The 14,627-nt window shown below is 47.2% G+C and carries 12 protein-coding genes; 8 read left to right on the top strand and 4 right to left on the bottom strand.

Going from position 1 to position 14,627, the window contains the following annotated elements; translation table 11 throughout:
- Positions 1-66: 66 nt before the first annotated feature.
- Positions 67-714, top strand: a complete 648-nt coding sequence (locus tag AM231_RS25860; protein ID WP_054405235.1) for a class D sortase — start codon at positions 67-69, stop codon at positions 712-714.
- Positions 715-923: 209 nt separating this feature from the next.
- On the opposite strand, the gene AM231_RS25865 is transcribed toward AM231_RS25860, so the two are convergent.
- On the bottom strand, positions 924-2,402 hold the full coding sequence (locus tag AM231_RS25865; protein ID WP_054405236.1) for a methyl-accepting chemotaxis protein: 1,479 nt from the start codon (positions 2,400-2,402) through the stop codon (positions 924-926).
- A 180-nt stretch (positions 2,403-2,582) separates the two neighbouring features.
- Here AM231_RS25865 and AM231_RS25870 point away from each other — a divergent pair, with 180 nt between their 5' ends.
- Entirely contained in the window at positions 2,583-3,560 is a 978-nt protein-coding gene (locus AM231_RS25870) for a ring-cleaving dioxygenase (protein WP_054405237.1), read from the top strand.
- A 196-nt stretch (positions 3,561-3,756) separates the two neighbouring features.
- Positions 3,757-5,307, top strand: a complete 1,551-nt coding sequence (locus AM231_RS25875) for a BCCT family transporter (protein ID WP_054405238.1) — start codon at positions 3,757-3,759, stop codon at positions 5,305-5,307.
- A gap of 37 nt (positions 5,308-5,344) precedes the next feature.
- Here the strand turns inward: AM231_RS25875 and AM231_RS25880 are convergent, their stop codons facing one another.
- Positions 5,345-5,839: a hypothetical protein gene (locus AM231_RS25880; RefSeq protein WP_054405239.1), complete on the bottom strand. Its 495-nt coding sequence runs from the start codon at positions 5,837-5,839 to the stop codon at positions 5,345-5,347.
- Positions 5,840-6,000: 161 nt separating this feature from the next.
- Complete coding sequence (locus AM231_RS25885) at positions 6,001-6,873, bottom strand: ABC transporter ATP-binding protein (RefSeq protein ID WP_054405240.1); 873 nt, start codon at positions 6,871-6,873, stop codon at positions 6,001-6,003.
- A gap of 319 nt (positions 6,874-7,192) precedes the next feature.
- On the opposite strand from AM231_RS25885, the gene AM231_RS25890 reads away from it, so the two are divergent.
- A complete protein-coding gene (locus AM231_RS25890; protein WP_054405241.1) occupies positions 7,193-8,242 on the top strand; it encodes an NAD(P)/FAD-dependent oxidoreductase in 1,050 nt (349 codons plus the stop codon).
- Positions 8,243-8,363: 121 nt separating this feature from the next.
- Here the strand turns inward: AM231_RS25890 and AM231_RS25895 are convergent, their stop codons facing one another.
- On the bottom strand, positions 8,364-8,846 hold the full coding sequence (locus tag AM231_RS25895; protein ID WP_054405242.1) for a hypothetical protein: 483 nt from the start codon (positions 8,844-8,846) through the stop codon (positions 8,364-8,366).
- A gap of 196 nt (positions 8,847-9,042) precedes the next feature.
- On the opposite strand from AM231_RS25895, the gene nirB reads away from it, so the two are divergent.
- The 4 genes from nirB to AM231_RS25915 all read left to right on the top strand — a co-directional run bounded on the left by nirB (position 9,043) and on the right by AM231_RS25915 (position 14,508).
- Positions 9,043-11,481: a nitrite reductase large subunit NirB gene (gene nirB / locus AM231_RS25900; protein ID WP_082341807.1), complete on the top strand. Its 2,439-nt coding sequence runs from the start codon at positions 9,043-9,045 to the stop codon at positions 11,479-11,481.
- Positions 11,482-11,499: 18 nt separating this feature from the next.
- The gene (locus tag AM231_RS25905; RefSeq protein ID WP_423212948.1) at positions 11,500-11,868 is read left to right on the top strand and encodes a nitrite reductase (NAD(P)H) small subunit; all 369 of its coding nucleotides are present in this window, start codon (positions 11,500-11,502) and stop codon (positions 11,866-11,868) included.
- The gene (locus AM231_RS25910; RefSeq protein WP_054405243.1) at positions 11,861-12,685 is read left to right on the top strand and encodes a uroporphyrinogen-III synthase; all 825 of its coding nucleotides are present in this window, start codon (positions 11,861-11,863) and stop codon (positions 12,683-12,685) included. The genes AM231_RS25905 and AM231_RS25910 overlap by 8 nt, the downstream gene beginning before the upstream one ends.
- Positions 12,686-12,918: 233 nt before the next feature.
- Complete coding sequence (locus AM231_RS25915; RefSeq protein ID WP_082341808.1) at positions 12,919-14,508, top strand: sigma-70 family RNA polymerase sigma factor; 1,590 nt, start codon at positions 12,919-12,921, stop codon at positions 14,506-14,508.
- The last annotated feature ends 119 nt before the right edge of the window (positions 14,509-14,627 follow it).

The following is a 14,627-nucleotide window of genomic DNA, read 5'->3' on the forward strand; positions in this document are numbered from 1 at the left end:
TCTTCTGCTTCATAGCGGGAGAGGGGGATTTTGAAATTTGGCTAATCTATAAGAAGGAGGGCTACAATGAGGAAACTATCGATCGTCTTGATCCTTGTTGGCTTCTTCATATTCTTGTATCCGCTGCTTCGCGACTGGAATGGGGACCGCCAGCAGAAAGAGCTGCTGGAGGAAGCCGCACGGATCGAGGCTGAGGCACAGCTCCGTGCTGCAGAGCAGCTTAATGCAGCCGAACATTTCAAGGAAATGTCCCGTATTCTGGACGAGGGAGAAGCGGCTGCCTCAGCCTACGTAGAGCCCGCCGACTATAAAGAGGGGGAGACGGTCGGCATAATCAGCATTGCCAAGCTAGATATGGAACTTCCCATTCTGGAGGGAGCTACCCAGTCTAATATGAAAAATGCAGCGGCTCACCTGACGGGTACAGCGAAGCTCGGACAAGCCGGAAATGCCGCCATTGCAGCCCATCGGGCTCATAAAACCGGGCGTCTATTCAATCGATTGAATGAGCTTACATACGGGGATGAAGTGATCATTAAAGCGAACGGGCGGGATATGGTTTACCAAGTGGATCAGGTATCAGTTGTGGAACCAACTGACATATCCGTACTGGAGGGAGATCTGGATAAGCAGAGAATTACTCTGATCACCTGCGATCCTCTCTATGAAGCTACCCATCGATTAATTGTCCGAGCCGAGCTGGTGTCCGGGTAAAGACTAGAGATCCGCAATCAACTCCCTTGCCGGGCATCTGTTTAACTTTAGGAACTGATCGGAAGTTGAACTCTAATTATGTCGAAAAAGTTGCTTGTCATTGGGTGCATTCAATTTAGATCTAGATCATCTTGCAAATACCAAAAGGGTCACAACAAGAATAACGGCCGGACATGATGTCCGGCCGTTTTCTTTATGCCACTCGCAGGTTAAACCATCGTTTTCTTGATATTATCTGCGCTAGCAGCAGTCTCTAGGATATAACTGGCGATCTGCTGATTGTCTTCCGTCATGGTTTCTATGGAAGCACTCACCTGCTGCAGACTTGCTGATGCTTGCTCAATGATGGCCGCAAATTCATTGGTGGAGAACTCGACATGCTTGCTGTTCTCACCAACCTCACCCGACAGCCCTTCAAATTCCTTGAACTGCTTGCTTAACCTTTTGAGAATTTCATCCAGCTGAATAAATGTGCTGTTAACTTCATGGGTGGAATCCACGCTCTGTTGTAGACTAAGGCTGCTAGACTGCATGTTATTTTGAGCCTCTGCATTGTACATATTAACCTCATTCAGATTATCCGTGATTTTCACAGTCGCTTTATTCGTCTGATCCGCCAGTTTGCGAATCTCTCCGGCAACCACCGAGAATCCTCGCCCTGCTTCCCCGGCACGCGCTGCTTCGATAGAAGCATTCAGAGCCAACAGATTGGTTTGCTCCGTAATATCTTTGATATCATGAGCAAATTGATTCGTTTCTTCAATTTTGGCCGATAACGTCGTGAAATTTTCCTGGAGCGTAGCAATGATGCTGTGCAGATGATCCATTTGATGGGCCAAATCCCGTGCTTTGTTCTGACCCTCTTCTGCCAGATTGCTGGAAGTGACGGAATCATGGATAAGCTCTTGCGAGATGCTGGTCATGGCATGGATGGCATTCAGGTTATCATGGGCTTTCTCGGCAATGGAAGTGATTTGACTGCTCTGAGCCTGGCTGCCTGAGGACAGCTCCACGATTGCGGTTTTCATTTCGGTTTGCGAGTTTAGATTGCTCTGTGATCTTTCGTTAATCTTGGAGATATTATCTGCAAGCGTCAGCAATTCGCTCTCCAGCAGGGCTTTCTGTTCTTGCTTGGCACGCGCGTCTGCTTCCGAACGATCTGCATAGTCCTGCAAGTTTTTGAATTGCTTCTGATTAAGGTGAATCAGCAGGGCTAGCAGCAGGCCGAAGAAGGCATACATCATGATGAGAAGGCCTAGTTCATCTTTAACATAAGCATATGTATCGGTAGCGAACTGGCTATTTAGAATGATACTGATGAAACCCAGCCCGTAGCCGATCCAGAAGAGAACCCGCTTGAACTGCGCTGCCGCAAAAACGGCAAAAAACATAGCAAATACGATCATGGATAGACTTCCACCTACGACGCCGACGGTAGCAAAGTTATAGAGATGGACGCCAATAACGAGGATATAAGCAAACCACTGTTCTTTATGAACACTTTTTAATATGAAGTACACCACGGGATATAAGATGATCTGCGCAAGTGATCCGTAGAACATGAACCCCGTATGACTCACTAAAAGGATGCTGACCAATCCCAATAACGTGAAGCTGGTATACATGATCAGCATGAGTTTGTTCTTACTCTGCATATCTTTGTGCTTTAATTGTTCAATAGCATTCATAAAATTCCCCCATCGTTGACGTATAAATTAAATATCGACAATTGTTTAAATTTGTTGAATATTGACGTTAAAATATTTTCGTGATATAATTATCTTAAATTAAAGATTAATTAAATCGAAATAATATACTGCGAAAAGTTGCGAACACTTCTTAAATATAAGAGACGGAGGAATTTGATTATGAATGGATTAAAAGGTATTCACCACGTGACAGCCATTACCAGCAGCGCAGAGAAGAATTACGAGTTTTTCACCTATGTACTGGGCATGAGACTTGTAAAGAAGACGGTTAATCAGGACGATATTCAGACATACCATCTTTTCTTTGCTGACGATAAGGGCAGCGCGGGAACTGATATGACGTTCTTCGATTTCCCAGGTATTCCGAAGGGCAGACACGGTACCGACGAGATTTACAAAACTTCGTTCCGCGTCCCTAATGATGCCGCACTAGAGTATTGGGTCAACCGATTTGATCGGATGGATGTGAAGCACCAGGGGATTCAAGAGCTGTTTGGCAAAAAAGTGCTCGCCTTCGTCGATTTCGACGACCAACAGTATCAGCTTATCTCCGATGAGAAGAACGAGGGTGTGGCTTCAGGTACCCCTTGGCAGAAGGGTCCCATTCCACTGGAACATGCGATTACAGGACTCGGCCCGATATTCGTACGAGTATCCAACATCGATTACTTCAAAGAAATGATGGAGAAGGTACTGCAGTTTACGGAGATCGGTCAAGAAGGTTCGATGCATCTGTTTGAAGTAGGCGAGGGCGGCAATGGCGCCCAAGTCGTTGTGGAGTATAATGCCGTGCTCCCGCGGGCCCAGCAGGGGTTTGGTACCGTTCACCACGCAGCCTTCCGGGTTGAAGATCGTTCAGTGCTGGACCATTGGATCGAGCGTCTGGATAGCTTCCAGTTCCATACCTCGGGCTTCGTAGACCGCTACTTCTTCCAGTCCTTGTATGCGCGCGTTGCGCCGCAAATCTTGTTTGAATTCGCAACGGATGGCCCAGGCTTTATGGGAGATGAGCCATATGAAACGCTGGGTGAGAAGCTGTCTCTGCCTCCATTCTTGGAGCCGAAGCGTGAGCAGATCGAGTCTATGGTCCGTCCGATTGATACCGTACGCAGCACGAAAGAGTTCGTGAAGGAATAAGTTAGTTTAAAAGCAATCCGGCTTGTTTACCACAAGCGTCGGATTGCTTTTTTGTATTGCCTACATAACGTATACGCCCATTTCCTGTCCATTTACCCCTCCCATACTGCGCATATTTAACGATTAGGCACATCATTTCCGGTTTAAATACAGATACTGTATAGGAAATAATGTCTAAATAGTTGAGGTGGAGCAATTGAAAGGGAAATTTTTCAAAAATGTAGTTTTTACGGTTTCGGCTATTATCATTGCCATCCTTGCTGTACTTGGTGCTGTGAGGCCTGGAGCTTTCGGTGAGGTGTCAGGATATTTATACAGGTTCACCACGAATTCCTTCGGCTGGTTCTATTTGCTCTCTATCTTTACGATCATCATATTTTTGATCTGGGTGGCTGCAAGTAAATACGGTACCATCCGCCTTGGAGGAGATAAAGAGAAGCCGGAATACCCATTCTTTACCTGGATCGGGATGCTGTTCTCGGCAGGTTTTGGTGTGGGTCTTGTGTTCTGGGGCGTTGCGGAACCAATGAGCCACTTTTTCACAACGCCGTTCGCAGGCCTGGAAGCACAGAGCGCAGAGGCGGCACGTGTGGCGATGGGCTATGCCTTTTTTCATTGGGGCATTAGTCAGTGGTCCGTATTTGCCCTTGTCGGTCTTGTCATTGCATTTCTTCAATTTCGGAAGAAGAAGGATGGGCTAGTGTCCACGGCTCTTGAGCCTGTCACCGGTTCGAAGCCCGGGGTGAAGAATACGATCGATATCCTGGCAGTGATTGCAACCGTTATGGGGATCGCTACCTCAATCGGACTTGGTGTTCTGCAGATGAGTGGTGGTTTGAATTCGATAGCCGGATTTAATAATGGGGTCGGTTTGCAGCTCGTGATGCTGGTGATCATCTATGTAGCATATATGATTTCGTCGACTACAGGGCTCGATAAAGGGATCAAGTATTTAAGCAACCTTAACCTGGCTATGGCGCTGGTCTTCCTGTTGTTCGTATTTGTTAGTGGCCCGACTGTGTTCATCCTGGAGACGTTCACCTTGGCACTGGGCGATTATATTTCGAATTTTGTATCGTATAGTCTCCGGCTTCAACCCTATGCGGAAGGCACATGGGTACGGGAATGGACGATTTTCTACTGGGCCTGGGCCATCGCTTGGTCACCTTATGTAGGAGCCTTTGTGGCGAGGGTATCGAAGGGAAGAACCATTCGTGAATTCATCGTGGGTGTCATGGTTGTTCCGCCGGTCATTGCCTGTCTCTGGATCGCAGTCTTTGGCGGGACAGCGATCTGGTTTGATCTGCACGAGAATACCGGAATTGCGGCGGCGGTTAATGCGGATGTGACATCGGCATTGTTCCAGTTGTTCAACCAATTACCGTTCTCTTCAGTCATGAACGTGCTCGCGATTGTATTGATTCTGACGTTCCTGGTAACATCAGCCGACTCCGCGACCTATATCTTATCCAGCATGACCACTTATGGCAGCCTGAACCCTCCTCAATTTTCCAAAATTGTGTGGGGTACGCTCATGGCGGCTATCGCTGGTGTGCTGCTGTATGCAGGTGGGCTGGAAGCTTTGCAGACCGCTTCGCTTATCGCGGCCTTGCCGTTCACGGTGCTGCTGCTCCTGTTAATCATGGCGGTGGTGAAGCTGCTGCGACGTGAGCCGCTGCCGATTCGGAAGGCTGATTTGAAACGTTTCCGTCATTTGGAGGAAGCAGCCAATCGGAGTAAGAAGTGAAGCCGAGCGCAAAGTAAGATTAAGGGGGAGCAGCACCTCATGCTCTCTCTTGTTTTTGCTGGAGATAGGCCCGTAGATGACTGCAGCCATAGCCGAACCAATACAAGCACAACAGGGACAGATGCAGATAGTAAGCATACCAGGAAGACAGTCCGTAAGATCTGAACAATCCGTGCACCCCATAGAAACATAGGATGTTCAGGACCACAAAGAGAAACAGGGGGAATTGGAGGAGGATTCGTTTCTTTAACGGGCCGGAATGGAGGTTGTCACCCTCGGTGTTGGAACGCTCCGTATCTACATACCAACGATCAAAATAAACATACAGCACGCCAGCAAGGTAACCGATAAGGTACGTTCCTGTGATCGCCATATTGATCCAGACCGCATCCTGTGAAGGCAGGCCAAGGTCGATCCATAGATCGTGTAACCAAAATATACTTAGCGAACTGATGATCAAGAAGAACCCTATAGGAAACGATAAACTCCATCGTAGTTCAGATGAACGGCTCATAATTCTTAATTTCGCCATCTCCCCCGCTCCTTCCCAAGAAACAATTTATCCTTATTTTACCTGATTTACATTATGAATGTATATTAATAAGTTCATGCCAAAAAGCCCCCTTACACCCGAAAAGAGTGCAAGAGGGCTTTGAGCGATTAAGGTAAATCGCCTGTCTTCTGATTATCGCATTATGAATGAACAGCAGCACGATATACGGGCAGAGTCGTTTCTTCATCAGGGTGGAGCTGTTCAGCTAGAGGCCGTTCTTCTTGTTCTCCTCTTAATAGATTGTACGTAATGCAGATCGGTTTGGCTGTACGAGGATCGCGGCCAATCTCGGCATCAATATGGAACACTTTTTTAAGAACCTCATGAGAAATGACGCTTTCCGGATCGCCAGCCTGAACGACATTGCCGTCTTTCATAGCAATAATATAATCAGCGAACCTGGCAGCCTGGTTTAAATCATGCAGTACCATGACAATGGTTCGCTCCTGCTCGATATTGAGACGTTCCAGCAGTTCCAGAATTTCAAGCTGATGCGCCATATCCAGATAGGTGGTTGGTTCATCGAGGAAGATCATTTCAGTCTCTTGAGCGAGTGACATCGCGATCCATACCCGTTGGCGTTGTCCGCCGGACAGCGCATCAACCGGGCGGTATTTATAATCCTGGGTTCCTGTAACTTCAAGCGCCCAGTCGATGACATCCATATCTTGCTTGGTCAAGCGCCCAAAACCCCGCTGATGAGGATAGCGTCCATAGGATACAAGCTCGCCAACCGTTAACCCGCCCGGTCCTTCCGGAGTCTGCGGCAGTATGGCCAATTTTTTCGCGAGCAGCTTGGTATTCATCTTGGCGATTTCTTCCCCATCAAGGATGGCTGCACCGGACTGGTAGGGAATAATACGCGTAACAGCTTTCAAAAGCGTGGATTTGCCGCAGCCGTTAGGCCCGATAATCGTTGTGATTCTTTTATCCGGAATATCTACATTAAGACGATTCAATATCAGATTCTCGCCGTAACCGACGCTTATTTGATCTGTACTTAGGCGAATCATCATTTCACCTCCAGGTATTTAGCTGCCGAACGATAATGATTCTCAATTGCAATTATATACTGGGTAGGGGTGTTATTGTCAATAAATATCTTAATGCAAATTTTATAAGATATTCATGTTCTACAATGAGTAATCCTATATGTAGATCATGTATTTAACTCTAGTCTACATATAGACGTAAGATGGTTGAAATAGATTTTTAACAAAGGATGGATTGTAAAATAGATAAAGGCAACGTATACTAATTGATAATGATAATCATTTACGATAGGGTTGTTCCATAAACAGCCTATTAATCTATAGACCGGGAGTGAGATACATGAAGGGGAACGAGATCTGGGATGTAACGATTATTGGCGGAGGGCCTGCGGGGTTGTATTCAGCCTTTTACAGCGGGCTGCGCGGCATGAAGACCAAGATTATCGAATATCAGCCCAAGCTTGGAGGAAAGGTTCATGTCTATCCGGAGAAAATGATATGGGATGTTGGCGGGTTGACCCCAACTCCCGGCGCGAAGCTGATTGAACAGATGGTTCAGCAGGGCTTGACGTTTAATCCCGATGTGCTGCTAAGCGAGAAGGTTGAGTCGATTGCCCGTAATGAAGAAGGGCTATTCGAATTACATACCGCGAATTCCGGCGTGCATTTGTCCAAAACGGTTATCGTGGCGGTCGGAGGAGGAATCCTGAATCCGCAGAAGCTGGAGATTGAAGGAGCAGAGCGGTTTGAGGTGTCGAACCTGAATTATACGGTGAAGTCCCTGCAGCATTTCAAGGGCAAAACGGTGATCGTCTCCGGTGGTGGAAACTCGGCCGTCGATTGGGCGAATGAGCTGGAGCCTGTAGCGAAGAAGGTATTCCTGGCTTACCGCAAGGAAGAATTGTCAGGCCATGAAGCCCAAGTTGAGCAGCTGATGAACAGCTCGGCCACCTGTTATCTCCATACGTCGATCACAAAACTCATCGCTTCAGATAATCATGAAGTGATTGAACGGGTAGAATTGACGAATAGCGCAACGGGAGAAGTGTCGTATCTGGCTGTTGACGAGGTGATTATTAATCACGGTTATGAACGGGATATGTCGCTGCTGGAGAACAGCAAGCTCGATATTCATCGGGTCAATGATTACTATGTCGCAGGCAGTGCAAATTGCTGTTCTTCGGTTCGAGGACTATATGCGGCAGGCGATATCCTGCATTTTGACGGAAAGCTGCATCTCATTGCAGGCGCCTTCCAGGATGCCGCGAACGCGGTGAACAGTGCAAAGCAGTTCATTGAGCCGGACGCGGGAAAATCCGCGATGGTCTCCTCCCATAACGAGGTGTTCAAAGAGCGCAACCGCGAGCTTGTGAAGCAGTTGATCGATTGATCATAGGGCTCCATATCACATGACTTCCCCAGGAATCGCTGGCGAGGAATTTTGACTTAATCCATAAATGAAGTAGTAGATAACCCCCAGTTTGTGGGGGTTATTTCTTGTTTGAAGCCGTTTATTTGGTTAACCGAAACGAATCTTTAATACCTTCAACATCCTTGAACATTTTAGAATATCCCTCTTTCAGCTGTTCGTCCCCGCTATTGAACTGAACATCGGTTGGTGTACTGAATGTATATACTTTATCATCAGATTTACCAACTTCAGTAATATGAATGGTATTAAGCAACTCTTCACTCTCTTCTTGCCACTGCTGTTCTGAGAATACTCTAATGGTAAATAAAGCCCCGCCTGCTCCGGCCTCATTGTTGGCCTTATCCAGAAATTCAATGGTCTCATCTTTCTCAGAAATGATGTAAGTTTCCTTCCAGTCTCCTGGCAGATCCAGTCTGAAATGATAGTTCTGATTCTCATAAACAATTGGAGTTTGATCAATAGGATTTTTCTTGATTTCCCTCGCCTTCTCACTGCCACAAGCTGTTGTGAAAAGAATTATAGTGCAGAGAAGATAATAAATGATCTTTCCCTTCTTGAACATGGTTTCATCAGCTCCTTTTATCATTAAACGAGTAAAACAAGCTGCAAGTTACCATAAAAGGGCACTTAGATATGAATGGATCTCATAAATATAAATAAATAATTTTTGGGAAATATGGTTCGTGTATTTATGTTATGTTTAGTAGGTTAAAGGTTGTCTTTTACATATTTTTCACATGGACTGGAGGGCATAAGATTTGGAAAACCGGGATTATCAACGTCTTGTGGTGATAGGTAACGGGATGGCAGGAATCAACACCGTGGAGCAGCTCCTAAAACTTTCTCCTAACACTTATAAGATCACCGTATTCGGTAAAGAGCCTTATCCGAATTATAATCGTATTCAATTGTCATACGTTCTGGAGAAGAGTAAAGCGGTTGAAGATATTATTTTGAATGATTGGGATTGGTATACAGATAATGGAATTGAGCTTCATACTGGAACGTCGGTTACCCATATTGATACAGAGAAGAAAATAGTCACAGCGGATAATGGTATGCAGGTGTCTTACGATAAGCTGATCATTGCAACCGGTTCCAAGCCGCTGATGCTGCCGGTGCCTGGTGCAGACAAACAAGGAATTATCGGGTTCCGGGACATCGCGGATTGTGAGCATATGCTGCATGCAGCAGATCTATACAAGAAGGCTGCTGTCATTGGTGGTGGGTTACTAGGATTGGAAGCCGCTAAAGGACTGCTTAAGCTGGGTATGGATGTAACGGTAGTTCATTTATTCAAAGACATCATGGAACGTCAGCTGGATCATACGGCATCTCTTATGCTGCAGGCTGAGCTGGAGAGTCAGGGGTTGAAATTTGCTACAGGCAAGCAGACTGAGGAATTTTTAGGAGAAGAACGGGTCAGTGGTATCCGGTTTACGGATGGAACTACACTTGATACCGAATTCGTTGTGATGTCAGCAGGGATCAGGCCGAATGTTGAGGTGGCAAAAGCAAGCGGCTTGGATGTGAACAGAGGCATTCTCGTAGATGACTATATGCGCACCTCGGCGCCAGATGTATATGCCGTAGGGGAGTGTAATGAGCACCGCGGTATTTGCTATGGGCTTGTAGCACCGCTCTTTGAGCAGGGCGTCGTGCTCGCCAAGCATTTATGCGGAGTAGAGACGAAGCCGTACGAAGGCTCTGTTGTATCGACTCAGCTCAAGATATCGGGCGTAGATGTCTTCTCGGCAGGAGAATTTATGGATGCGGATGACCTGGCGATCGTGCGTATGCATGATGATTGGCGCCGTGTTTATAAAAAAGTACTGCTGCGTGGTGGGCGAATTGTTGGCGGCGTTCTGGTCGGGGATGGTAAAGAAGCGTCAAGACTACAGCAATGGATCCGAACAGGCACGGTTATGACTGAGGTTATACATGATGCCATCGTCGGACAGTCATCGATCGACACAGGCAATACAGCAGCCGAATTGGCCGATGAGGAGATTGTATGCGGCTGTAATGGTGTGACGAAGAAGCATATTGTTGATGCCATAGAGCAAAAGGGATTGACGACTGTCGAGGAGATTAAGGGTGCTACGGGAGCCTCTCGTTCTTGCGGAGGGTGTCGCCCTGTCGTAGAGCAGATTCTTCAGTTCGTTCTTGGAGAAAAGTATGATTCTGCTGCTGCCAAGCAAGAAGCGATGTGTACTTGTACCACATTGAGCAGAGATGAAGTCGTTACGGCAATCAAAGAGAAAGGACTTATTACCTCTAAAGAAGTCAGATATGCTCTGGATTGGAATAACACAGAAGGCTGCTCGAAGTGCCGTCCAGCGTTGAATTATTACTTAGGAATGATCTGGCCGACAGAGCATGTGGATGAGAGAGACTCTCGTTTCGTAAATGAACGGATGCATGCCAATATCCAGAAGGATGGCACCTTTGGAGTTGTGCCGCGGATGTACGGTGGAGTGACTACACCGGAGGATCTTAGACTTATCGCAGATATTGCGGTTAAATATAACGTTAAATTAGTAAAGGTAACAGGTGGGCAGCGGCTTGACTTACTGGGGGTCCGCAAGGAAGATTTGCCTAAGATCTGGAAGGACTTAGGTATGCCTTCAGGCTATGCCTACGCCAAGGCACTGCGTACCGTCAAGACCTGTGTAGGTAATCAATTCTGCCGTTTCGGTACGAAAGATTCGATGGGCATGGGCATCTTGCTTGAGAAGAAGTTTGAGAGATTGGATATGCCAGCGAAATTCAAGTTAGCGGTCAATGGTTGTCCACGTAACTGTGCGGAATCCTCGACGAAGGATATTGGAATCGTTGGGAATGAAGGGGCATGGGAAATTTATGTAGGTGGTAACGGCGGTATAAAGGCTCGCCTGGCTGAACTGTTATGTAAGGTTCGTACAGATGAAGAGCTGCTTGATATTGTATCAGCGTTTATGCAGCATTATCGTGAGACGGGTAGATATTTAGAGCGGACTTCAGATTGGATCGAACGAGTAGGCCTTGCTTCTGTAATGGAAGTAGTCGTAACCGACCTTGATAATCGCCGGGCACTGGTTGAACGGATGGAAATCGCATTAAGCCAGGTGAAAGAGCCTTGGAGTGAAATTCTAAACAACTCGAACTTACGTGAGCGGATGTTTGAAGATATCAAAGTTACGACAGATCAGAACTAAGGAGAGGGGGATCATAGGATGCCAATGAGTAATCCGAACGCGGAAGAGTATACATTTTATCTGGTGGGTAAGCCGGAAGACTTCTCGGAAAGACTTGGTCGTGTTGTTCGTTTGGGTGAGGTAGAGCTCGCCGTGTTCAAAACAACGGATGGGAAAATTTATGCCTTGGAGAACCAAAGTCCTGGCCCTCGGGGTGGAACGATTGCAGAGGGGATCATCTCGGGAGATGTTTTGTTTGATCCCATTTGCGATTGGAAAATAGGGCTGGCAGATGGTCTAGTACATGCACCCGATACAGGCCAAGTTCGTGTGTACCCGGTACAAGTCCTCGAGGATGAGGTGCGTATTGGTCTTCCCAAGAGAGAAGGAGGGACTCTTCATGACTGAACAATTATTGAATAAGAAGATTGTCATTGCCGGATCGCAAAAAACTGAAGAGATGGCCGAGATTATTAAACGAAGAGGCGGCGTTCCAGTCGTTCGTTCGCTTCAAGGATTGACCGATTCGAATCCTGAAGAGGTAGAGGCTGATGTCTCCCGCTTTATAGAAGAAGGAGCGGATTGGTTCATATTTACCACAGGTATAGGGTTTAACGCCATGTATCAAGCGGCAGAACGAATGAATGTCCTGCAAGCTTTTGAAGAGAAGCTTAGAGAGGCTAAGATTGCCTGCCGCGGTTATAAAACCAATGCTTTCTTGAAGAAGTCCGGCGTTCACCCTGTGGTTTGTGATGATGACGGAACCATCGCCAGCATGATTGATAAACTTCAGGTGTTTGATATGAAAGATCAGCGTGTGTGGATTCAGCTCCACGGTGAATTATCCAATCAACTTTTTCAATTTATTAAGACTAAAGGCGGGCTGGACGTACAAACGGTGCTTCCTTATCGTTATCATGCACCAGAAAGAGAGACACTTGTTCAAATCACCGAGGAATTGATCGCAGGACAAGTAGACGCAGTCTGCTTTACGACAAGAGTTCAGGTGAACTATTTGTTTGAATATGCAAGACAAGCGGGACAAGAAGAGAAGGTAAAGGCCGCTTTTGAACAGAAAGTGCTTGCCGCTGCAGTGGGAAAAGTAACGTTTGAAGCATTGCGTGCTGAGGGGATTCATAGAATCATCGTCCCGGAGAAGGAACGTATGGGCTCCATGATTGTTGAACTGGCTCAATATTTCGAGCGCATAGAAGAGAACGAATGAGTTAGATAGAAGAAAGTGAAGCAAAAGCTGTTCCCATTGTCTACAGTTGATGATGGGGGCAGCTTTTTTATGGGATAATTATGCTTACAGACAAGCTGTAGCCTGAATTCATAATGATGACCCATCGATACATAAGGTTTTTCGTTCATAAAGTGCTAAAAATAGTGTAGTGTGAGGTAACCTTTTTTATATGAATCGGCACTTAGAGATAGAGACATCGAGAAGGGAGGTTAATGAACGTGTTCCAATGGATTGAAGAAGCAAAGCGGGGCAGTGCGGAGGCTCAGGAAAGCTTGGTCCGGCATTTTACCGGCATGGCGCTGGCCGTGGCCTACGATAAATTACAGGACCCCTATTTAGCGGAGGATGCCGTGCAGGAGGCATTTACGGAGGCCTTTGCAAATCTGCATAAGCTGCAGGATCCCCGGCGTTTTCCCGGATGGTTCAAAGTGATTGTGGAGCGGCAGTGTTACAGGGACTTGCGCCGCAAGCACTTTCAAATGGTACCCATTCATGAGGTTGAATTGCTATCGGAAGAACAGCGGAGCCTGGAGTCGGTCGTGGAAAAAAGAGAAATGATTAGTCAGCTTCATGCTACGATTGCGGATTTGCCGTCCAGCATGCGGATTGCAGTCCAGCTTTATTATTTTCAAGGCTACAGCCTGCGGGAGATTTCGCAGTATATGGACATTTCCTTGCCGGCTTTGAAGAAGCGGCTCTTTGATGCCCGGCGGAAGCTGAAGAACACGCTTCATGTAGCCGACTTTGTATCGGTGTTCACCGATCTATATGAGGGAGGCAGACGTATGCTGCATATCGTTAACGGAGATTCAGTGGGGGATAAGTTGAAGCAAGGGAATATTCAAGGGGATATCCTGGTTTGGAGAGAGCTTTATTCATTCGGTCCTGTCTTTAAGCGCATGGACCAGCCAGGTAACCGAAAGGCAAGAGCTCAGTATCTGGAGCACACGCTCGGAATACCGGAGAAGGAATACATCGAGACCTGTGAGACACAGGAGAGGAAGCTCCAGGATTTTCGCAAATATGATGAAATCGTGCTCTGGTTTGAGCATGATCTGTTTGACCAGACGATGCTGGCTTATTTGTTGCATTGGTTCAAGAAACAGGCACTGGGGAATACGAAGCTAAGTCTGCTGTGCATTGGCGCATACCCGGGCATCGAGCTGTTCCGCGGGCTGGGGCAGCTTAGCACGGAACAGCTCGAGACTTTATCGGGTACATGGCATGCGATTGGAAAAGAAGAGCTCATGCTGGGCAGCAAGCTGTGGGAAGCCTATACCTCGGATCAACCGGAGAAGCATCAGCATATGCTGGAGGTGGACTCCTCGGCGTTGCCTTTTGCGAGGGATGCGTTCGAGGCTCATCTGGCACGGCTGCCCTCTGTAAACAATGGGCTCGGGATCATCGAGCAGACCACGTTGGAGGCCGTAGCGGGCGGAACCGATAAACCTTATGAATTATTCCGAAAGGTAGGGGACCAGCTCCATGTACTTGGAATGGGAGACCTCGAGTTCTGGTATTACCTGGCGAAGATGACGGAGGGGCCGGATCCCTTGCTCTTGATCGATGGAACGGAGCCTTTTCCTGATTTCAAGCTTTCCGTTCCCCAATTCCAGGATCGAGTGCTGCAAGTAACGAATCGGGGACGGGACATATTAGACGGAAAGGCCGAATATGCCTGCACCGGAATGATCGATAAATGGGTAGGGGGTCTGCATGTGCAGGGAGAGACTCCGTCATGGCGCTGGAACCCGGAACGGAAATTCGTTGAGCGTACGGATAACCGGACCGACTGCAGATAAGCTAATAAAGGGAAAGGGACGATCCAGCTTGGCGTTGATGCCCATGCACGGATTGTCCCTTTCTACTGTATCGGATACGACTCGATTCCAAATCCGAGTTGGTTTACAGGTTGGAGGGG

Source organism: Paenibacillus solani, assembly GCF_001277345.1.
GTDB lineage: Bacteria > Bacillota > Bacilli > Paenibacillales > Paenibacillaceae > Paenibacillus_AQ > Paenibacillus_AQ solani.